Below are 21,022 nucleotides of genomic sequence, written 5' to 3' on the forward strand. Positions count from 1 at the left end.
TTGAGGGATGACCAGCATTGACACGAACGCGGCACTCGTCATCATCGACGTACAACAGGGATTCGACGAGTCCGAGTGGGGCACCACCGGCAATCTCGACTGTGAGAAGAACGTCGACGCCCTCGCCGCGGCCTGGGTTGCCACCGGTCGGCCGATCGTCGTCGTGCGCCACGACAGCACGAAGGCCGGATCGTCGCTGCATCCGGGACAGCCGGGCAATGCGCTCAAGCCGAGCGTCGCCGCGCTTCCCGCCAGCCTTCTGGTGGCCAAGAACGTCAACTCGGCCTTCATCGGCGAACCCGACCTGCACCTGTGGCTGGGCGGGGAACGCATCCACCAGCTCGTCATCTGCGGCATCCAGACCAACATGTGCGTGGAAACCACGGCCCGTATGGGCGGCAACCTGGGCTACGACGTGATCGTCCCGCTGGACGCGACCCGCACCTTCGGCCTGGCGTCGCTGAGCGGGACAGGACCGTCCGCCACCGCAGATGAAGTGATGCGCATGACTGCTTTGAACCTGGAAGCCGGCGGTTTCGCCACGGTGACGAGCACCGCGGAACTGCTCCCGCTGGTCTGATCTCCGCGCCCTTCCGCGCGGGGATCCACTCCTCCACATTGTGGGTTTGATCAGGTTATCCACACCCCTCGGTTGGCGTCATGGTGCGGGCTGGGAATGTCGGTGGCTGGTCGTAGTGTTCGGGTATGGCCACCCCGGTGAGTACCTCCCAACAAGAGCTCGGACGGCTCTTCGACGCGGTCGCGGCAGCCGAGAAGGCGATCGCCCAGTGCTTCGCCGCCCGGGCCGAGGCTGTCGACCGGGCCCGCCGCTACAGCGCCGCGCACGCCGCGGGGATTCCGCTCAGCCTGCAGGCGCGGTGGACCCGGGAGGAGATCGCCGAACGCGAGCTCTCCAGCGAGCTGGCCGCCACCCTGCGGATCCCGGAGCGCACCGCGGAGAACCTCCTCGCGGAGAGCCGGGCTCTGGCCGATGACCTGCCCGGCACCCGGGCGGCGTTGGCGGCGGGGCGGATCAGCTACCGGCACGCGCAAACGGTGGTGCAACAGTCCTGGTCGATCCCGGTCGGCGGACTCGCCGCCTTCGAACAGGCGTTATTGCCCGCGGCGGAGACTCTGACCGTGGCCAAACTCAAGCACAAGGCCCGCCTGTTGCGGGAGCGGCTGCACCCGGAGACGATCACCACCCGGCGGGAGAGGTCGATCGGGGACCGCACCAGCGGGGTGATCCCCGAGCACGACGGGATGGCGACGCTGTACGTGACGACGGGGGCGGAGCTGGTGCAGGCGATCTTCCACCGGGCCACCGACCTCGCCACCAGCCTGCAGGGCCCGGGCGAAACGCGCACGCTCAGCCAGATCCGCACCGATGTGCTCAGCGACCTGCTGATCGACGGGGTCACCCCCACCGGGGTGGGCGCGGGAGTGAAAGCGAGCGTGCAGGTGACCGTGCCGGTCATGACGCTCCTGGGCCACAGTGACGAGCCCGGCTACCTCGAGGGGTACGGGCCGATCGACGCCGACACGGCCCGGGACCTCGCCTCGCGGGCGCCGAGCTTCACCCGGCTACTCACCCACCCCGAAACCGGGGTGATCCTCTCCGTCGGCCGAGACCGATACAAGGTCCCCAAACGCATGCGCCGCTTCCTCCGCCTCCGCGACGAAACCTGCCGCTTCGTGGGCTGCAACCGGTCCGCCCGCAACGCGGAACTCGACCACACCCATGACTGGGCGCTGCTGGGCATGACCGCAGCCGACAACCTCGCCCACCTCTGCACAGCCAGCCACGCCCTGAAAACCCAAACCCGCTGGACCGTCGCCCAACAACCCGGCGGCATCCTCACCTGGACCTCACCCACCGGGCGCGACTTCACCACCGAACCAGCCACCATCCTCCCCACCGAACCACCACCGCCGGCGCCGGCGGCAGCTGACTACGACGACGCACCGTTCTGAGGCCCCGAGCCTGCTCACGCCGGTGTTGATCCGCTATCCGGCCGGCACTCCCGTCATCAGGATCGCCGTGAGCCCGACGAAGGCCACCACGTTCAGCACGACGGTCCCCCAGAATGCCGCCCGGAAGCTCGCCTTCTGCGTCTTGTGACGGAGGGTCTGCTGGGCGACGATGGCACCCGGCCAGCCCCCAACGACACCCCAAACGAGCAAGGCACTTTCCGACACCCGCCACCGGCCGGCGGTCGCCGCAGACTTGTCAACCGCATAAGCGACGAAGCAGCCGACGCTCGCGGCGAGGTAGACACCGGCGACCCAGATCGGCAGCGGCCAAACCGCGTTCACGACCAGGTAGACCACGAGAAACGCCGGTATTGCGAGATAGGCGCCCGCGCCTGACCCTGATCGTCGCTTCGAGCCCCGAGGCGCCTGCCTAGTGTGTGTTCTGCCCCGGCCCATGAGTCGAGCGTAACGTTCCGGCGCGAGATGACCTGCGACCGTAGGTTGGGAGGCATGACCTCATCGCCAATGCCGACACGTCCCGACAAGCACGACCCGCGCAGCCTTGGTTTCGCCACCCAGTCGGTTCATGCCGGCAACGAGATCGACACCGGTTCCGGTGCGCTGCGCACGCCCATCGTGATGGCGAATTCCTACGCGCTGCCCGACGACCCTGCTGCGCTGAGCTGGTCCGGCACCGACGTTCCCCTGTACACCCGCAACAGCGGCGCCAACCAGCTGGGCCTGCAGCAGAAGCTTGCCGTGCTCGAGGGAGGCGAGGATGCCGTCGCACTCGCGAGCGGAGTCGCCGCCCTGCACGCGGTCTTCTTCACACTGTTGCGCACCGGCGACCACGTCGTCGTCGCCGATGTGACCTATGAGGCGGTCTTCCGGCTCTTCACCGAGCTCTTGCCCGAGAAGTACGGCATCCAGGCCAGCTTCGTCGACCCGACCGACCTCGACGCCGTGCGGGCTGCGATCCGTCCCGCAACCCGACTGGTGCACATCGAGTCGGTCGGCAACCCGACGACCAAGGTGACGGATGTCTCGGCCATCGCCGATATCGCCCACGCGGCCGGCGCTCTGCTCTCGATTGACAACACCTTCACTCCCCCTCCGCTGTTCCGCCCGCTCGCGCTGGGTGCCGACCTCGTCGTGCACTCGTTGACGAAGTACATCAACGGGCATGGCGACGCGATGGGTGGCGCCGTCATCGGCCGTGCCGACCTGATCAAGCGGATCAAACTCGACGCGATGGTCGACGTGGGTGGGGTAATCAGCCCGTTCAATGCCTGGCTGATCATGCGCGGCTCCGTCACCCTGCCGTTGCGCTTGCGCCAGCACTGTGCCTCGGCTCAACTGGTCGCGGAGTTCCTCGAGGACGACCAGAGGGTGGCCTACGTCGCCTACCCGGGGCTGGCGTCGCATCCACAGCATGCCGTCGCGGCACGCCAGTTCGGCCGGGGCTTCGGCGGCATGATGGCGTTCGCTGTTGTCGGTGACGCGGCAACCCAGAACCGGTTCGTGTCGAACCTGCGGGTGATCACCTCCGCCGTGTCGCTCGGCCACGACGAGACCCTGATCGTGCACGTCGACGCGTCCGGGCCGAGGGTGGCCGCCTACCCGCCGGAGTTCCGCGAGTTCGGTCACCTGCGTCTTTCGGTCGGGCTGGAAGACGCCGACGACCTGGTCGCCGACCTCTCCGCTGCCCTGGCCGCGACGTTCCCGTGAACCGTTACGGAATGTAGTTGAACTCGTCCGGGTTCGGGCCGGTGCGCTCGTCGCGGTTCAACGCCGTGATGGCCGCCACGTCGTCAACGCTGAGCTCGAAGTCGAAGAGGGCGAAGTTTTCCTCGACCCGGCTGCGGGTAACCGACTTCGGGAAGACGATGTCTCCGCGCTGCAGGTGCCAACGCAGGGTGACCTGGGCGGCGGAACGGCCGATTCGGTCGGCGATCGCCGTGATGATGGGGTCGCCGAGCACCTTGCCCTGGGCAATCGGCGACCAGGCCTCGGTCGCGATACCGTGCTCGCTGTTGAACGCGCGCAGGTCGTCCTGAGCCAGGTAGGGGTGCACCTCGATCTGGTTCACGGCGGGTACCGTACCGGTCTCGTCGAACAGGCGCTGCAGGTGGTGCCGCTGGAAGTTGGAGACTCCGATGGACTTGACACGTCCGGAGGCGAGCATCTCCTCCATGGCCCGCCAGGTCTCCACGAAGTCGCCGACCGCCGGGAGCGGCCAATGGATCAGGAACAGGTCGAGATAGTCGAGCCCGAGGGTCGCGAGGCTGGTGTCAAAGGCGGCCAGGGCATCCGCCCGATGGTGAAAGCCGTTGTTGAGTTTGCTGGTGACGAACACCTCGGAACGGTCGAGGCCGGATTCACGCACGGCCTCACCGACGCCCTGCTCATTGCCGTACATCTCGGCCGTGTCGATGTGGCGGTAGCCGACCTCGAGGGCTGCAAGAGTGGCCCGTTTGGTGCCGGCCGGCTCGATCTGGAATACGCCGAAACCGAGCTGCGGAATCGCCTGCCCGTTGTTCAACGTAATGGTGGGAACTGCCGAGGTTGTTGTCGTCATTCCGGGTATCTCCTTCGGTCGGGGCGGTGCGCCGAGGATGGTGCGCACCCCACCCTGACCCCAACCCCACGAGGGACGTCCGGCATTCCCATAGTCAGCGAACGGTCAGGCCGAACGGTCAGGCCGCCACAAGGTCTGCGACGCGCGCGCCGGCGACCTGGCGCTGCAGTGCGGCGAGAAGGAGCGGGAGCTGCTGCGCCGGCGCATCCGGCGCCTCGGGGTGCCATTGCACTCCCGTGATCGGTGCCGACTCGTGTTCGACCGCCTCGACCAGCCCGTCCGGGGCGATGGCCGCGGGAACCAGACCGGCGCCCAACGCTCCGACGCTCTGATGGTGGGCGCTCTGCACCGAGACGGCCACCGAGCCGAGGCTGTCCAGCAGTCCGCTGCCACCCAGAAGTTCGACGGGGTGTTCGCTCAGGATCTGGTCGACCGGCACATCCACGTTGCGGTGGATGCCGTCTTCGATGTGCTGCACGATTCCGCCACCGAGAGCGACGTTGATGATCTGCAGACCGCGGCAGATGCCCAGCAGCGGAGTCTCGCGCTCCACGGCGCGTCGGACGAGGGCGATCTGTCCCTCGTCAGCCCGGTCGTAGTGGCGGGTCTCCCCCTCGTAACCGTCGGCCCCGCCGTAGAACCCGGGCGTGATGTCCTCGCCGCCCATGATCAGGATGGCATCGCAGCCGTCCGTCGCCTCAAGCAGCTCTGCCGGCGTCATGTCGGCCGCCGCGAGGCGGGTGACGTGCCAGCCGCCGCGTTCCCCAGCGGAGACGGCCGTTGAATTGAGCACCTGCACCTTGGCGTGGTACGCGGGACGATCCGGGCGGTGACCGGTGACCTCGACGACAGCGAGGCGGGGAGCATCCGACGCAGAGGCCGACTCGGGCGAAAAGTGCCTGGTCATGGTCGCCTCCGTTTCGATCGTTGTGGTTTCACCAGTCTGGAGACTCAGCGGGGTTCCCGCCACCGGCCCCGTAACAGTGCGAAACAGTGCCGGGGTGCCAACTCGACGGTCTCATAGACGCACCACACCTCACCGCTCTATGCTCGGCACGAGAAACACCCGCGTAACGACGGTTTTGTGAGGATGTGGGCCCATGCGGTCTCGGTGGTTGGTCCCTGTCGTTGTGGCGGCGCTGCTCGCCTTCTCCGTCCCCGCTCTTGCCGCTCCCGGTGCCGCCCGGGCCGAGGACCCCGTCACATTCGGCGCGAGCCACATTGCGGACAAGGTCGGCGCCGTTGCGGGGCGCACCGACGAGGTGACGGCCGCCCTGGACAAGCTGTACGCCGACACGCGAACCGACCTCTTCGTCGTCTACGTCGGCTCCTTCACCGGGGTGGCCGACCGCCAGCAGTGGGCAGACACGACCGCCGACGACAACGGACTCGGCACCAACGACATCCTGCTGGCCATCGCCACCAACGATCGGGAGTACCAGCTTTCGGTCGCCCCGGACTTCGCCCTGACGGATGCCCAGCTCCGCGAGGTCGAGACCGTCGCGATCGAGCCGGCCCTGCGGGTCAACGACTGGGCCGGCGCGGCCATCGGAGCCGCGAACGGTCTCGCCGCCGGTCTCACGGGCGGGGCCGTCACCGCCCCGGACATCACCCCCGGCGATGCCTCCCCCAGCCCGCCCGGCGGCGGATCGTCCGGCCTCATCCTGGTGATTCTGATCGTGATCGCCCTCCTCTTCGCGGGTGCCGTGGTCTTTTTCATCGTGCGTGGCCGGCGGAAGGGCGCCCTGTCGCCGGCCGGGCCTCCGCCGACCGGCCTGCGAGCCCTGTCGACAGCCGAGCTGAAGCGACGCGCGGCGAGCGCGCTCGTGCAAACGGATGACGCGGTCAAGTCGAGCGACCAGGAACTCGGCTTCGCAATCGCCCAATTCGGCGCCGGCACGACTGACGCCTTCCGCACCGCTCTCGCCACTGCCAGGGCGCAGCTCACCGAGGCGTTCACCCTGCAACAGCAGCTCGACGACTCCGAACCGGACACCGAGGAACAGCAACGGACCTGGTATGCCGGAATCATCGACCTGTGCGGCCAGGCAAACACCGTCCTCGACGAACAGACCGAGGACTTCGACGAGCTCCGGCAGCTGGAGAGGCAGGCACCCGAGGCCGTGGCCGCGGCCACCGGGGAGGTTGCCGCGATCGAGGCGCGCATCAGCACGGTCGATGCGGCCCTGGCCACCCTCGCCGCCAGGTACACCGACGACGCGATCGCCACGGTTGCCGACAACCCGCGTCAGGCGCAGGAACGGATCGATTTCGCCCGATCTGCCCTGACCGAGGCCAACACGCGCCTCACCGCCGGCGATACCTCCGCCGCCGTCGTGGGCGTGCGCGCGGCCGAGGAGTCGGTCGACCAGGCCAGGTTGCTGCTCGACGCCGTCGACCGGCTCGGAGCCGATCTGCAGAGCGCGTCCGTCAGCGTGGCAGCGACCCTCGCCGAGCTGCAGGCCGACCTGGTCACCGCCCGCGGACTGCCGACGAACACCCCCGCCTCTGCGGCGCTGCCCGGTGTGATCGCCGCGACCCTGCAGACCGTCGACGCGGTCACCACCCGGCTCGGGGCCGGGCGGCTCAATCCTCTCGAACTGATGCAAACGCTCGAGGCCGCGAACACCCGGATGGACGCGGCCCTGCAGGGTGTGCGCGACGCCGTCGCGAATGCCCAGCGGGCCCAGGCCGCGCTCAACCAGAATCTGCTGGCCGCCCGAGCCCAGGTGTCCGCCGCGGAAGACTTCATCACGGCGAGGCGGGGTGCGGTCGGCGCCGAGGCGCGCACACGCCTCGCCGAGGCGGGTCGTCTCCTGGTCGAGGCGGAAGCGGCGAGCGCCGTCAACCCGGATGCCGCCCTCACCGCCGCCGCGCGGGCCAACTCCCTGGCCGCCAACGCCATCGCCCTCGCCCGGAGCGACGTCAACGGTTTCTCGGGCGGCCAGCCGGCCGGCGGCCTCGGCAACGTCTTCGGAGGCGGCGGAAATCAGGGCGGCAGCGGGATGATGGGCGCCATTCTCGGCGGCATCGTCATCAACTCGATCCTCGGCGGCGGGGGAAGCGGAGGCGGCGGTCGCCGCGGCGGGGGTGGAGGCTTCAGCATTCCCGGCGGATTCGGCGGGGCAGCCAGCCGTTCCCGACGCGGAGGCGGCGGCAGGTTCTAAGCCGCGCGGCATCCGCGTGGCCGCTTGACCATCACAACCGGCATGTTCACCAGATCATGCGATCACCGGCACACACCGACAGAATGGGACTATCCCCAGTCTGATCCCACGAAAGGACACAGCAATGACAAAACAGTCCATCTTTGGCCGCATCGCCCAGCTGGCGAAGGCCAACATCAACTCGCTCCTGGACTCTGCCGAGGATCCGAAGCAGATGCTCGACCAGATGGTGCGCGACTACTCCAACAGCATCGCCGACGCGGAGAGCGCGATTGCGGAGACCATCGGCAACCTGCGGCTGCTCGAAGACGACCACCGCGAGGACGTGGAGGCGGCCACCGAGTGGGGCGGCAAGGCACTGGCCGCGAGCCGCAAGGCTGACGAGCTGCGTGCGACGGGAGCCACGGCAGACGCCGACCGCTTCGACAGCCTGGCGAAGGTGGCGCTCGGCCGCCAGCTTCAGTCCGAGAAGGAGGCGAAGATCGCCGAGCCGCAGATCGCGGCCCAGTCGGCCGTCGTCGAACAGCTCAAGAACGGCCTCAACGCGATGAAGGAGAAGCTGACCCAGCTTGCCTCCAAGCGCAACGAACTGGTCGCCCGGTCCAAGACCGCGGAGGCGCAGACGAAGGTGATGGATGCCGTCAAGAGCATCGACATCATGGACCCGACCAGCGAGGTCTCCCGGTTCGAGGACAAGATCCGCCGTGAGGAAGCCCGCGTCCGCGGCGCCAGCGAGCTGGCCGCGTCCAGCCTCGACGCCCAGTTCGAGAGCCTCGAGGACCTCGGCGAGCTGACCGAGGTCGACGCCCGCCTGGCCGCCCTCAAGGCGGGCGGCGCCGGCCGGCTCGAGCAGTAGCACGAGAGGTAAGCCTGGCAATCGGGCGCCGGCGGGAACATCCAGCCGGCGCCCGTCGTTGTCGGTCGCATGACAACAATCGGACTCATCGGCGCCGGGAACATCGGCAGCCAGCTCGCACGACTCAGCGTGGCCAACGGCTATGACGTCGTCATCAGCAATTCGCGAGGGCCGGAAACCCTGCGCGACCTCATCGAGGAACTCGGCCCCCGCGCCAGGGCCACGACCGCGACCGAGACGGCCGCGGCGGGCGACCTCGTCGTCGTGACCATCCCGCTCAACCAGATCGACACTCTGCCCGTTGCGGAGCTGGCCGGCAAGGTCGTCATCGACACGAACAATTACTACCCCGGACGGGACGGCAATATTGCCGCCCTCGACGAGGAGTCGACCACCACCGCGGAACTGTTGCAGGACCGGCTCTCCGCCTCGAGCATCGTCAAGGCCTTCAACCACATCTACGCGGCCGACCTGACCACGGATGGCCAGCCCGCCGGCTCGGACAACCGGCGCGCCCTCGTGATCGCCGGCGATGACACGGCGGCCTCAGCCACCGTGACCGCGCTGCTCGATGAGTTCGGCTTCGACACCGTCAACCTCGGCCCACTCGCCGAGGGCTGGCGGATCCAACGTGACACCCCCGGCTACGGCCCGCGCCTGAACGCCAGCGAACTCAGGGAAGCCACGGCAGCGGCGCGCCGGTACCGCGACCAGTAGCACGACCTACTCGCGCACCCCGCAATCGCGCACCCCGTGCTCGCGCACCGCGAGCACGGGGGAGCATACTGAAGGTATGGCTCCCACGTTCGTTGTTGTACCGCAGTGGCAGGGTTCGATTTCTCCTCGCGCGATGCGCCTGAGCGACGGGGCGGAGGCCATTCGAGGCGATCTCCCCTCGTCCGCGACGCGGGAAGTCCCCGTGCCGGTCGAGGCGGGCGACGCACTGGACACCGGGATCGACCGGTTCTCCACCCTCGTGATGGTGCGCGAGCGCCTGGCGACCGCGCTGCGCACGACCACGACACCGGTGCTGACGCTCGGCGGCGACTGTGGCGTGTCCCTCGCGTCGGTCGAACACGCCGCCCGGCAGCATCCGGCCGACCTCGCCGTGGTCTGGCTCGACGCCCACCCCGACCTGCACACCGCGGACACCTCTCCCTCCGGTGCGTTCGACGGCATGGTCCTGCGTGCCATCACCGGCGAGGGCACCGACGGTCTGGCGCTGACCGGAGACGACAGGGTACCGCTGGACCGGGTGATCCTCGGCGGGACACGGGACATCGATCCGGCCGAGGCCGAACTGATCGAAGACCGCGCAGTAACGAACCTCTCGGTCGACGAACTCGACACCCCCGACGCCCTGCTCGCCGCCGTGCGCGCGACCGGTGCGAGTTCGTTCTACCTGCACATCGACCTGGACGTTCTCGACCCGGCGGCCATCACCGGTCTGGCTGACCTGATGCCATTCGGGTTGAGCGTCGAGGCGCTCAACCGCACCATCACCGCCTTGCGGGGGGAGTTCACCCTCGCCGGGGCGACCATCGCCGGCTTCGCCCCCGCCTCGCCGGAGGCGGCCAACGACGACCTGCCGACGATCCTCCGGATCATCGGAGCACTCACGCGCTGACCGGGGATTACTCAGGGGCACGACGCGTAGCATGGGAACGACGCGCCGAGCGTCGCGACGCCAAGGGAGGCATCCGTGAACCTGCAGAACACCGTTCCCGACCAGCCGAGGATCATCACCGAGCGGCGGGGGCACGTGTTCCTGATCGGGTTCAACCGCCCCGACAAGCGCAACGCGGCCGACCTGGCGCTGTTGCAGCAACTCGCCCTCGCCTACGGCGAACTCGAGCGTGACCCCGAACTGCGTGTCGGCCTGGTCTACGCGGTCGGCGACCATTTCACCGCCGGCCTCGACCTTGCCGACATCGGGCCGCGCCTCGGACCGAACGGGATCGACATGGTGCCCGAGGGCGGCATCAACCCCTGGCAGGTCGAGGGCCAGACCCTGTCCAAGCCCGTCGTGATGGCCGTGCAGGGCACCTGCCTCACCCTCGGCATCGAACTCATGCTCGCCAGCGACATCTCGGTCGCGGCCGAGTCCACCCGCTTCGGCCAGATCGAGGTCGCCCGCGGCATCCTCCCCTTCGGTGGGGCCACCATCCGGTTCCCACGAACGGCCGGCTGGGGCAACGCGATGCGCTGGATCCTCACCGGCGACATGTTCGACGCCGCCGAAGCCCACCGGATCGGGCTCGTCCAGGAGGTCGTGCCCGACGGCACCCAGTTCGACCGGGCCCTCGAACTGGCCGAGCGCGTCGCCGGTCAGGCCCCGCTCGCCATCCAGGCAACGTTGGCCAGCGCCCGCACCGCCGTGCGTGACGGAGAGGCCAAGGCCGCGGCGGGCCTACAGCCCGCACTGGCCCGCCTCGCCGCGACCGAGGATTCCCGGATCGGCATGGAGTCGTTCCTCACCCGCACCCCGGCGACCTTCATCGGCCGCTGATCACGCCCCGGATCAGGAGAACAACGATGACCGAACCAGCAGGCACCACCGACAACTACGACGTGATCGTGATCGGCGCCGGCGCCGTGGGTGAGAACGTCGCCGATCGGGCCGTGCAGGGCGGGATGCGCACCGTGATCGTCGAGAGCGAACTGGTCGGCGGCGAATGCTCCTATTGGGCCTGCATGCCGTCGAAGGCGCTGCTCCGGAGTGGGGCCGCGGTGGTCGCCGCCAAACGGGTGGGTGGGGCGGCCGAGGCCGTCGCCGGCGAACTGGATATCGCGGCCGTGTTGCGCCGCCGGGATTCTTTCACGAGCAACTGGTCTGACGACGGCCAGGTCAGCTGGCTGGGCAAGACCGGAATTGCCCTCGAGCGCGGCCACGCCCGGCTGAGCGGCGTGCGCGAGGTGACCGTGACCCACGAGGACGGCACCAGCACCGTGCTGACCGCCGCCCACGCCGTGGTCGTGAGCACCGGGTCCGCCGCGCTGCTGCCCGACATTCCCGGCCTGGCCGACGTGGCGCCGTGGACCAGCCGCGAGGCAACCAGCGCCCGCAGCATCCCGGCCCACCTCGCCGTCATCGGCGGAGGAGTCGTCGCGGTCGAGATGGCCACCGCGTACGCCTCGCTCGGGGCGGCCGTCACGATGATCGTGCGCCACGGCCTGCTCGGCGCGATGGAGCCGTTTGCGGGCGACCTCGTCCTGGCCTCGCTCCGCGAGAACGGTGTCACCGTGCGCACCGGCGTGTCCACAACCGGCGCGGCCCGCAGCAAGGACGGCCAGGTCGTGCTCACCCTCGACGACGGCACGACGGTCACCGCCGCGGAAGTGCTCGTCGCCACCGGCAGGGTGCCCCGGACCGGCGACCTCGGACTCGAGGCGGTCGGGCTCAGATCGGACGACTGGCTCACGGTCGATGACACCATGCTCGTTCAGGGAGACGCCGCAGAGCTCGACGGGCAGTGGCTCTACGCCACCGGAGACGTGAACAACCGCGCGCTGCTCACTCACCAGGGCAAGTACCAGGCCAGGGCCGCGGGCGACGTGATCGCCGCGCGGGCCGCAGGCCGGCCGGTCGACGACGCACCGTGGGGAACCCACGTTGCAACGGCCGACCACGCCGCGATTCCGATGGTGACCTTCGGCGATCCGGAGGTCGCGTCGGTCGGGCTGACCCAGGCCGCCGCGGAGAAGGCCGGACTCCGCATCCGGGTGCTGGACTACAACCTGGGCTGGGTCGCCGGGTCGAGCCTCCACTCCGACGGGTACACCGGATCGGCCCGAGCGATTGTCGATCTCGACCGGGAGGTGCTGGTCGGCGTCACGTTCGTCGGCCAGGACGTTGCCGAGCTGCTGCACGCGGCGACGATCGCCGTGGTCGGCGAGGTGCCGATATCCCGGCTGTGGCACGCCGTGCCGAGCTACCCGACGATGAGCGAGGTCTGGCTGCGCCTGCTCGAGGAGTACGGGCGACCGTAGGCCGTGGTCCGGTTCGGTGAGTACGCAGCTTCGGGACGGGACACCGGCCTAGGCTGGGGATGTGCGCCGCATCCTCTTCGACTCCCCCATCAGCCAGGCCGGCTACCTCTACGCCACCCTGGTCGGCCTCGTCTGGGGTTCCATCTGGAGCACCGGCCGGGTCGAACGCCGCGGTGGCCTCATCGTGTTTCGCGGGATGCCGGCCTGGGCCTTCGGGCGCGGCGGCTCCTGCGTCGGCGGCTGCTACCTGACCAACCAGAACGCCTCCGACCGCATCCTGGAGCATGAGGCCGTGCACAAGCGCCAATGGCAGCGCTTCGGCATGGTCTTCCCGCTGCTCTACCTGGTGGCCGGCCGCAATCCACTCCGCAACCGCTTCGAAATCGAAGCCGGACTCGACAAGGGCGGCTACCTCGCCCAGGGGGAACACAAATGAACCAGCGAACCATCATCATCACCGGCGCCAGCGATGGCATCGGCGCAGCCGCGGCGCGAAAGCTCAGCAACGACGGCGCCCACGTCGTCATCGTGGGGCGCTCCCCCGACAAGACGGCGGCGATCGCCGCGGAGCTCGGCGTTGACTTCTTCGTGGCCGACTTCGCCCGGCTGGCCGAGGTGCGCGGGCTCGCGGCAGAACTGCAGGAACGCTACCCGCGCATCGATGTGCTCGCCAACAACGCCGGCGGCATCATGGGCGGCCGGGAACTGACCGTCGACGGTCACGAGAAGACGTTCCAGGTGAACCACCTCGCCCCGTTCCTGCTGACCACCCTCCTGATCGACCGGCTCACCGAGAGTTCGGCCACCGTGGTCAACACGTCGAGCGCCGCCAACAGCGTCTTCGGCAAGTTCGATCTGGACGATCTCGATTCCGAACGTTCGTACTCGGCGAACCGGGCCTACGGCAACGCCAAGCTTGCCAACATCCTCTTCACCCGTGAGCTGCACCACCGTTTCCACGACCGCGGCATCAACACCGCCGCATTCCACCCCGGCGTCGTCGCAACCGGCTTCGCCGCCGGCTCGACGAGCGTGATGCGGGTCATCTACCGCACGCCGCTCAAACGTTTCCTGATGGCGCCGGAGCAGGGCGCGGACACCCTCACCTGGCTGGCCACGGCAACGCCCGGCACCGACTGGGTCTCAGGTGAATATTACGAGAAGCGCGTGGTGCAGAAGGCGAACCCGCAGGCGTACGACCCGGCCCTGGCCGCCGGGCTCTGGGCCCGCAGCGAAGCCATGACCCACGAATCGGCGGCGCCCGTCCCGGAGTGACCGTCCCGGCCCGACAGTTTCACGATCCCAACTGAATTCACGATCCCAACTGATTTCACGATCCCAACTGATTTCACGATCCCAACTGTTTCACGATCCCAACTGAGGAGATGAACGATGAGCTACGCACACACCATCACCATGGATGCTCCATTCGACGAGGCGGTGCAGTTGACCAAGGCCGCCCTGGCCGAACAGGGCTTCGGGGTGCTGACCGAGATCGACCTGCACGCCACCTTCGCAGTGAAGCTCGGGGCCGAACAGGCGGAAGCGGTCGGCGAGTACATCATCCTCGGCGCCTGCAACCCGGTGCTGGCCAGCCGCGCAGTTGCCGCCGACCCCAGCATCGGGGCGCTCCTGCCCTGCAACGTGGTCGTGCGGCGTGCCGTCGGCGCGACCGCGACGACGGTGCAGGCCATCGACCCGGCCATCATGGTGCAGTTGAGCCATGCACCGGAGATCAAGGACGTCGCAGCGGACGCGGACACCCGACTGAGGGCCGCCCTGGCCTCCATGCTGACGCCCCGATAGCCCGGCGCGACCGGCAACGAGAAACGCCCGGCCTCCGCGGAGGCCGGGCGTTTCTGCCGTGGCAGCCGGAGTGCTACTCGGCGGCGTAGCCTGCGGCGGCCTCGGCGAGCAGGTCCGCCTCGGCCCACGTCGCAAGGTTCGCCCGCAGCTTCGCCCCGAGGTCGGCGTCGACGCTGGTCCAGTAACCGATGGCACGCTCGGTGACCTCCGGACGCTCGACGCCGCTGATGGCGCCCGTGATGGTGTCCAGGAAGCGAGCCTTGGCCGCGTCGTCGAAAACGTCGCGGTAGAGCGTGCCGGCCTGGCCGAAGTCGCTGTCCTCGCTGCGCAGCGTCGCGGCGGCGCGGAGCAGCTCGCCGTCGTTCTCCCAGCCGCCTTCGGCAGCGAGGAGCGGGTCGGCGACGGGGCCACCGAGCGAGTTCGGAGCGTAGTTCGGCGCCTCAGGAGCGTTGAAGTGGTGTCGCGCCGCGCCATCCTGCGAGTAGTTGTTCACCGGGGCCTTCGGCGCGTTGACCGGCAGCTCGGCAAAGTTGGTGCCGACGCGGTAGCGCTGTGCGTCCGGGTAGGAGAAGATGCGCGCCATCAGCATCTTGTCCGGGCTCGCCGCGATGCCGGGCACGAAGTTTGCCGGCGAGAAGGCCGCCTGCTCGATCTCCGCGAAGAAGTTCTGCGGGTTGCGGTTGAGGGTGTGCGTGCCGATCTTCACCAGCGGGTAGTCGGCGTGCGGCCAGACCTTGGTGAGGTCGAACGGGTTGAACCGGTAGGTCTTGCCATCCTCGTACGGCATGATCTGCACCGAGACGTCCCAGGACGGGAAATCGCCGGCCGCGATGGCGTCGTGCAGGTCGCGACGGTAGTAGTCGGCGTCGGCACCGGCGATGAGCTCGGCTTCCGAGCCCTCCATCTCGATGTTGCCCTGGTTGGAGGTGAAGTGATACTTCACCCAGAAGCGCTCGCCCTCGGCATTGATCCACTGGTAGGTGTGCGAGCCGAAGCCCGGCATCTCGCGCCAGGAGCGCGGCAGGCCGCGGTCGCCCATCAGATAGGTGACCTGGTGCGCGGATTCGGGAGAGAGCGTCCAGAAGTCCCACTGCATCGTGGCGTCGCGCAGACCGGAACCCGGCAGTCGCTTCTGGGAGTGGATGAAGTCGGGGAACTTGATGCCGTCGCGAATGAAGAACACCGGCGTGTTGTTGCCGACGATGTCGTAGTTGCCCTCCGAGGTGTAGAACTTCACCGAGAAGCCGCGCACATCGCGCCAGGTGTCCGGGCTGCCCTGTTCGCCGGCGACGCTGGAGAAGCGCTGCAACGTCTCGGTGGTGGTGCCGGGCTGGAAGACCGCGGCGCGGGTGTACGCGGACACGTCACCGGTGACCTCGAACGTGCCGTGCGCCCCGCCGCCCTTGGCGTGCACGATGCGCTCCGGAATGCGCTCGCGGTTGAACTGCGCGAGCTTCTCGACGAGGTAGCGGTCGTGCAGCGCCGTGACGCCGTCGGTTCCGACGGTCAGCGAGTGCTCGTCGCTGGCGACGGGCGTTCCCGTCTGGGTGGTCGTTGGCTTGATAGTCATCGTGCTCCTTTGTTCAACAGCAGGGGTGCGGAGGAAAGCGTGGTGGCCAGCTCGACCTGGCAGGTGGGGCACACGCCCCAGTAGGTGACCTCGGCGGCCTGCACGGCGAAGCCGGAGGCGTCCTCCGGCGTCAGGCACGGCGCAGCGCCGACGGCGCAGTCGACGTCACGCACCGTGCCGCAGCGCGTGCAGACGATGTGGTGGTGGTTGTCGCCGACCCGGCGTTCGAACAGGGCAGCGGAGCCCGACGGTTCGATCTTGCGGGTCAGGCCGGCCGCCGTGAAGGCGGCGAGCACGCCGTAGACGGCCTGCAGCGACGTGCCGGGAAGGTCGGTGCGCACCGACGCGAACAACCGGTCCGCGGTCGAGTGCGGTGACTCGGCCAGGGCGAGCAGAACGGCCAGGCGCGGGGCCGTGACCCGGAGTCCGGCGGCCCGGATGCTGTCGGCGAGCGCTTCCGGGCGGTGTGTCGTCTCGGGAGGGGAGACCTCGGTGCTCGTCATCATCACCTCGGCCCCGTCATGCCCCCAAGGCTAGTCCTTGTTTTGAATTACTCAAAATAAGACCTAGGCAGCGGGCTGACCACCGGCATCCAGCGCCTCGTCGGGCGCCAGCGCGACCTCGTAGATCTCCACCACCTGGGTCAGGAAGGCCTCGATCACGGCACGGTCCTCCGGCGAGAGCTCCTGGGTGAGCGCCGCGACACCGCCGATGACGGGCATCAGTGCCTCGACGGCCCGAGCCACCGACGCGACGGCCGGAACGACGACGACCTTGCGGCGGTCGGAGGCGTGCGGGTGCCGCTGAACGTGGCCCAGCGTGACGAGGCGGTCCACGACGAGGGTCGTCGCCGCAGTGGAGATGTCCAGTCGCCGGGAGAGCTCGCTCGGCGTGAGGGACCCCGCGACCATCAGGTGTTCCATGGCGGACAGATCGGTCGGGTTGACCGCGAGGGCCGCGCCGACGTGGCGCTCGAAGTCCCGGGAGAGCGTGACGATCTTGCGCAGCTGATTGCCCACGCCGCCGGAACGCGGCAGGCCGATGTCATTGAAGCCGGTCTCGCCGGAGTCCCCGCCGCCCGGCGCGGAACCGGGGGCTGAGTTGCGACGCTGGTCCATAGAAGACATACTAGTACAAACATAGCTAGGATGCTTAGCAATAAGGCTCATTGGAGGAAATTGTGATCGCAATCCTGCGCTTCATTACCGGTCGACGCACGGCCTGGCTGGTTCTTTCCGCCACGTTTATCGCCGTCGGGATGATGTTCAGTCTCCTCCCGCAGGATAAATCAGAGGATTTCCCGACCTCCGGGCTGCCGAGTTCGAGCCAGGCCGCCCAGGTCGACAAGCTTCTCGCTGACTTCCCGTCGGCCAGGCAGACCTCCGCAATCGTGGTCTGGAGCAGGACCGGAGCCGACCTGTCCGCCGCCGATGTCACGGCCATCACCGACCGCGCCGCCACCCTCGGCGAGCAGTCGATCGCCCCGCGCGCCACGACCCCGCGGTTCAGCGACGACAAGCGGGCCGCGATCAGCGTCGTCCCACTCGAGGCACAGGAGGCCACCGCCGATATCGGCAAGACGGCCACCGATATCCGGGCGTCGGCCTCGGCCGACCTGCCGACCGGGCTCACCGCCTACGTCACGGGACCGGTCGGGTTCCAGTCCGACATCACCAATGCCTTCGCCGGCGCCGATCTCCGACTGCTGCTCGTCACCGTGATCGTCGTCGCGGTGCTCCTCATCGTCACCTACCGCAGCCCCGTGCTCTGGATCGTCCCCCTGGTCGTGGTCGGGGTGGCCGACGGCCTGTCCACGGTCGTGGTCGGCGCCCTCGCCGGCCCGTTCGGCATCGTTCTCGACCCGTCGGTGGCCGGGATCCAATCCGTGCTCGTCTTCGGGGCCGGCACGAACTACGCCCTGCTGCTCGTGGCCCGCTACCGGGAGGAACTGCTGAGGGTGGAGAACCGCAACACGGCCATGCTCACCGCCGTGCGCAGCGCCGGACCGGCGATCGCCGCGAGCGGCGGCACGGTGGCGCTCAGCCTGTTCACCCTGCTCTTCGCCGAGCTCTCCGGCAACCGCGCCCTCGGCTTCGCCTGCGCGATCGGCGTCATGGTCGCCATCCTCTTCGCCCTGATCGTGCTGCCCGCGGCCCTCGTGGTCTGCGGTCGCGGCCTGTTCTGGCCCTTCGTGCCGCGCTACCTGGCCGGTCTGGAACCGAAGCGCGCAGGCTTCTGGACCCGACTCGGCCGCGGCGTCGCTCGCCGGCCGGTCCTCGTCGTTGCCACCTCGATCGTCGGCATCGGTGCACTCAGCCTCGGCCTGTTCGGCGCCTCGGTCGGCCTCTCCCAGGCCGACCAGTTGCTCGGCAACCCCGAATCGGTGCAGGCCCAGAAGATCGTCGACGTTTCCTTCTCGGCCGGCCTGACCAGCCAGACCGTCGTGCTGGCCCCTGACTCCGCGGCCGGCGAGGCCGCCTCCCTGGCCTCCGCCATGACCGGGGTCGAGTCCGTTCAGCCGGGCGAGAGCGCGAACGGCCGCACGCGGTTGAATCTCTCCCTGACCAGCGAACCGGGCAGCGACGACACGTTCGGCACCATCACCGCCCTCCGCGGCGCCTACGGGGACGCCACCGGCACGGTCTCCGAGTCGCTCGTCGGCGGCAGTGACGCCACCGCGCTCGACAACCGCACGAGCGCCCAGGCCGATCAGGACCTGATCATTCCGATGATCCTCGCCATCGTCTTCGGCATCCTGGCCATCCTGCTCCGCTCGTTGGTGGCACCCGTGCTGCTGATCCTGAGTGTGCTGGCGACCTTCTTCGCCAGCCTCGGCGCCTCCAACGCGATCTTCCAGAACCTGATGGGCTTCCCTGCCTTCAACACGAACGTGGTGCTCTTCGCGTTCCTGTTCCTGGTGGCGCTCGGGGTGGACTACAACATCTTCCTGACCACCAGGGCGAGGGAAGAGGCCCACCGCCATGGCACGAAGGAGGGGATGGTGCGCGCCCTCTCCTCCACCGGCGCGGTCATCACCAGCGCCGGCATCCTGATCGCCGCGGTCTTCGCCGTGCTCGGAGTGCTTCCCGTGGTCGCCCTGACCCAGATCGGCGTGATCGTCTGCATCGGGGTGCTGCTCGACACCCTGGTCGTGCGCACCCTGGTGGTGCCGGCGCTGGTCTTCATCACCGGCGACCGCTTCTGGTGGCCGTCCCGTCCGGCCGCTCAGGCGCCGCGGATCTGACCGTCAGCCCTGCTCCGGCGGCACCCGGTGCTGCCAGAGCAGGCGCCGCTCGAGCTGCGCGCCGAGCGCGAGCAGGGTGGCCTCTCCGCCTGGCCGGCCGATCAGCTGCACCCCCATCGGCAGGCCGTGCTCGGTCTGCAGCACCGGCAGCACGATGGCGGGCAGCCCGGCCACGTTCACCATCGACGTGAACGGCGTGTAGCGCACCTGCTGGGCGAAGTTCGCCTCGCCGTCTTCCCGGTCGTACCAGCCCACCGGGCGCGGGGTCATCGCGAGCGCCGGCGTGAGCACGGCATCGAACCGGGAGAGCTGGGCGATGAAGGAACGCTCGTAGGCGGCCAGCGTGGAGAGCGCCTCGGCCAGGCTGCGCGCCGTGAGCGCACGACCGCGGCCGACGAGCCACCGGGTGAGGGGTTCGAGCAGCCCAAGCTGCTCCTCGGTCTCGGCCGGGATACTCGCGGCCCCCGCCTGCCAGATCGTGCGGAAGGCGGGCGCATAGCCGGGGTCAGGGGTCAGCGCCGTCTCCTCCAGGCCGTGCCCCATGGCGGCGAACTCGGCGACCGCGAGGTCCAGCGCCGCGCGTGCCTCCGGCGCGAGGTCGATCGGGTAGTCGCCGTCCCAGGCCGAGGTGGTCATCACACCGAGCTGGAACCTGCCATCGCCGCGCACGGCGGCCGCCAGCAACGGGGCGTCGTCGCCGGGCGCCCGGAGGGTGAAGGGGTGCTGCGGATGCCCGCCGCGGGGTGTGATCATCGCGTCCAGCAACAGCGCGGCATCCGCCACTGTTCTCGCCAGCGGCCCGCCAACGCTGAGACCGCCGAGCTTGTCGATACCGGAGGCGGCCGGCACCCTCCCCCGCGACGGCTTGAGGCCGACCAGGCCGCATGCCGCTGCCGGTATCCGAATCGATCCGCCCCCGTCGGAGCCGGGCGCGAACGGGAGGAGGCGTGCCGCGACGGCGACCGCCGCGCCGCCGCTGGACCCCCCGGCGCCGAGTTCCCGGTTCCACGGGTTACGGGCCGGGGGCTCGGCGAGGCTTTCGGTGTAGGAGGGCAGCCCGAACTCGGGAGTGCTGGTCTTGCCGAGGCTCACTCCTCCGGCCGCGTCGATGGCCTGCACAAGCTCGTCGGACTCCGCCGGAACGAAGTCCCGCATCAGGCGTGAGCCGAAGCGGGCCGGTACCCCGGCACGAAGCTGGAGATCCTTGTCGGCGAACGGAAGCCCCCAGAGCGGTGCCGTGCGCGGCACTCGTTGTTCGACGAGACGGGCGCGAGCCCGGGCCGCGTCCGCGGTGACGGTGACGAACGCGCCGAGGGCGGGGTTGGCCGCGTCGATGCGGGCCAGGTAGTGCTCGGTCAGCTCGGCGGGGCCGAGCTCGCCGCGCTGCAGCGCCTGCCACTGTTCGAGCGCGGTCAGTTCGTGGGGTTCGGCCATGCTCGGCTCAGGCGCCAAGCCCGGTCAGGAGCGCCTGGAACGCGCGCGGGGCAGCCGTGAGCACGGATCGCGCCGCCCAGGTGCCGGCCCAGTGTGCGACCTGGGCAACGTTGATGATCTCGTACTGCACGACCGAGCCGGAATTCTCCGCGAGCACCCGGTACTCTCCGCGATACCACCAGCCACGCTGCACCACGATCAGGCGCTGGGCGGGGTCACTGAGGAACCGGCCACCGGCGCCGGCACCGGCGCGCGGCTCGAGCGCACGGAGGAGCCGGGGGTAGACGGCGGTCGGGGCGGCGTCGAGGTGGCCGGCGAAGGAGCGCAGGACCGTGTGTCGCTCGGGCAGGTCGAGGGGAGCATCGGTCATCCCTCGACTTTACGCGGGCCGACGGCGCTAGCC

At 69.2% G+C, this 21,022-nt stretch carries 21 protein-coding genes; 13 read left to right on the forward strand and 8 right to left on the reverse strand.

Annotated elements, in window-relative coordinates; translation table 11 throughout:
* Positions 1-7: 7 nt before the first annotated feature.
* A complete protein-coding gene (locus tag QMG61_RS08550) occupies positions 8-580 on the forward strand; it encodes a cysteine hydrolase family protein (RefSeq protein WP_283493920.1) in 573 nt (190 codons plus the stop codon).
* 125 nt (positions 581-705) lie between these two features.
* Positions 706-1,974: an HNH endonuclease gene (locus tag QMG61_RS08555; protein WP_283493921.1), complete on the forward strand. Its 1,269-nt coding sequence runs from the start codon at positions 706-708 to the stop codon at positions 1,972-1,974.
* A 33-nt stretch (positions 1,975-2,007) separates the two neighbouring features.
* On the opposite strand, the gene QMG61_RS08560 is transcribed toward QMG61_RS08555, so the two are convergent.
* Positions 2,008-2,331, reverse strand: a complete 324-nt coding sequence (locus tag QMG61_RS08560) for a DUF1294 domain-containing protein (protein WP_283493922.1) — start codon at positions 2,329-2,331, stop codon at positions 2,008-2,010.
* Between the two features lie 153 nt (positions 2,332-2,484).
* Here QMG61_RS08560 and QMG61_RS08565 point away from each other — a divergent pair, with 153 nt between their 5' ends.
* Complete coding sequence (locus QMG61_RS08565) at positions 2,485-3,702, forward strand: trans-sulfuration enzyme family protein (RefSeq protein WP_283493923.1); 1,218 nt, start codon at positions 2,485-2,487, stop codon at positions 3,700-3,702.
* Between the two features lie 4 nt (positions 3,703-3,706).
* On the opposite strand, the gene QMG61_RS08570 is transcribed toward QMG61_RS08565, so the two are convergent.
* Both QMG61_RS08570 and QMG61_RS08575 read right to left on the reverse strand, forming a co-directional pair.
* The gene (locus QMG61_RS08570) at positions 3,707-4,552 is read right to left on the reverse strand and encodes an aldo/keto reductase (RefSeq protein ID WP_283493924.1); all 846 of its coding nucleotides are present in this window, start codon (positions 4,550-4,552) and stop codon (positions 3,707-3,709) included.
* Between the two features lie 118 nt (positions 4,553-4,670).
* Positions 4,671-5,459 (reverse strand): gamma-glutamyl-gamma-aminobutyrate hydrolase family protein, encoded by a 789-nt coding sequence (locus tag QMG61_RS08575; RefSeq protein ID WP_283493925.1) that lies wholly within the window; start codon positions 5,457-5,459, stop codon positions 4,671-4,673.
* Between the two features lie 193 nt (positions 5,460-5,652).
* Between QMG61_RS08575 and QMG61_RS08580 the strand changes: the two genes are divergently transcribed.
* The 9 genes from QMG61_RS08580 to QMG61_RS08620 all read left to right on the forward strand — a co-directional run bounded on the left by QMG61_RS08580 (position 5,653) and on the right by QMG61_RS08620 (position 14,371).
* Positions 5,653-7,719, forward strand: coding sequence for a TPM domain-containing protein (locus QMG61_RS08580; protein WP_283493926.1), 2,067 nt, complete (start codon positions 5,653-5,655; stop codon positions 7,717-7,719).
* A 124-nt stretch (positions 7,720-7,843) separates the two neighbouring features.
* Positions 7,844-8,575 carry a PspA/IM30 family protein gene (locus QMG61_RS08585; RefSeq protein ID WP_283493927.1) on the forward strand — a complete coding sequence of 244 codons (732 nt, stop codon included), beginning with the start codon at positions 7,844-7,846 and terminating at the stop codon, positions 8,573-8,575.
* 69 nt (positions 8,576-8,644) lie between these two features.
* On the forward strand, positions 8,645-9,292 hold the full coding sequence (locus QMG61_RS08590) for an NADPH-dependent F420 reductase (RefSeq protein WP_283493928.1): 648 nt from the start codon (positions 8,645-8,647) through the stop codon (positions 9,290-9,292).
* Between the two features lie 76 nt (positions 9,293-9,368).
* Positions 9,369-10,202 carry an arginase family protein gene (locus QMG61_RS08595; RefSeq protein WP_283493929.1) on the forward strand — a complete coding sequence of 278 codons (834 nt, stop codon included), beginning with the start codon at positions 9,369-9,371 and terminating at the stop codon, positions 10,200-10,202.
* A gap of 75 nt (positions 10,203-10,277) precedes the next feature.
* Positions 10,278-11,084, forward strand: coding sequence for a crotonase/enoyl-CoA hydratase family protein (locus QMG61_RS08600; RefSeq protein ID WP_283493930.1), 807 nt, complete (start codon positions 10,278-10,280; stop codon positions 11,082-11,084).
* 26 nt (positions 11,085-11,110) lie between these two features.
* Positions 11,111-12,565 (forward strand): dihydrolipoyl dehydrogenase family protein, encoded by a 1,455-nt coding sequence (locus tag QMG61_RS08605; protein WP_283493931.1) that lies wholly within the window; start codon positions 11,111-11,113, stop codon positions 12,563-12,565.
* Between the two features lie 61 nt (positions 12,566-12,626).
* Positions 12,627-13,001, forward strand: a complete 375-nt coding sequence (locus tag QMG61_RS08610) for a Fe-S oxidoreductase (RefSeq protein ID WP_283493932.1) — start codon at positions 12,627-12,629, stop codon at positions 12,999-13,001.
* The gene (locus QMG61_RS08615) at positions 12,998-13,840 is read left to right on the forward strand and encodes an SDR family NAD(P)-dependent oxidoreductase (protein WP_283493933.1); all 843 of its coding nucleotides are present in this window, start codon (positions 12,998-13,000) and stop codon (positions 13,838-13,840) included. Before QMG61_RS08610 ends, QMG61_RS08615 begins: the two co-directional genes overlap by 4 nt.
* A gap of 117 nt (positions 13,841-13,957) precedes the next feature.
* Positions 13,958-14,371: a DUF302 domain-containing protein gene (locus tag QMG61_RS08620; RefSeq protein WP_283493934.1), complete on the forward strand. Its 414-nt coding sequence runs from the start codon at positions 13,958-13,960 to the stop codon at positions 14,369-14,371.
* A 73-nt stretch (positions 14,372-14,444) separates the two neighbouring features.
* Here QMG61_RS08620 and QMG61_RS08625 read toward each other — a convergent pair whose 3' ends face one another.
* The 3 genes from QMG61_RS08625 to QMG61_RS08635 form a co-directional block, all read right to left on the reverse strand.
* Positions 14,445-15,941, reverse strand: coding sequence for a catalase (locus QMG61_RS08625; protein ID WP_283493935.1), 1,497 nt, complete (start codon positions 15,939-15,941; stop codon positions 14,445-14,447).
* Positions 15,938-16,444 carry a Fur family transcriptional regulator gene (locus tag QMG61_RS08630; RefSeq protein WP_283493994.1) on the reverse strand — a complete coding sequence of 169 codons (507 nt, stop codon included), beginning with the start codon at positions 16,442-16,444 and terminating at the stop codon, positions 15,938-15,940. The genes QMG61_RS08625 and QMG61_RS08630 overlap by 4 nt, the downstream gene beginning before the upstream one ends.
* Positions 16,445-16,507: 63 nt before the next feature.
* The gene (locus QMG61_RS08635; protein ID WP_283493936.1) at positions 16,508-17,059 is read right to left on the reverse strand and encodes a MarR family winged helix-turn-helix transcriptional regulator; all 552 of its coding nucleotides are present in this window, start codon (positions 17,057-17,059) and stop codon (positions 16,508-16,510) included.
* Between the two features lie 62 nt (positions 17,060-17,121).
* Here QMG61_RS08635 and QMG61_RS08640 point away from each other — a divergent pair, with 62 nt between their 5' ends.
* Entirely contained in the window at positions 17,122-19,185 is a 2,064-nt protein-coding gene (locus tag QMG61_RS08640; protein ID WP_283493937.1) for an MMPL family transporter, read from the forward strand.
* Between the two features lie 3 nt (positions 19,186-19,188).
* On the opposite strand, the gene QMG61_RS08645 is transcribed toward QMG61_RS08640, so the two are convergent.
* Positions 19,189-20,619: an amidase gene (locus QMG61_RS08645; protein WP_283493938.1), complete on the reverse strand. Its 1,431-nt coding sequence runs from the start codon at positions 20,617-20,619 to the stop codon at positions 19,189-19,191.
* Between the two features lie 7 nt (positions 20,620-20,626).
* Positions 20,627-20,989, reverse strand: a complete 363-nt coding sequence (locus QMG61_RS08650; RefSeq protein ID WP_283493939.1) for a hypothetical protein — start codon at positions 20,987-20,989, stop codon at positions 20,627-20,629.
* Positions 20,990-21,022 lie beyond the last annotated feature (33 nt).

Source organism: Cryobacterium sp. PH31-AA6, assembly GCF_030063195.1.
GTDB lineage: Bacteria > Actinomycetota > Actinomycetes > Actinomycetales > Microbacteriaceae > Cryobacterium.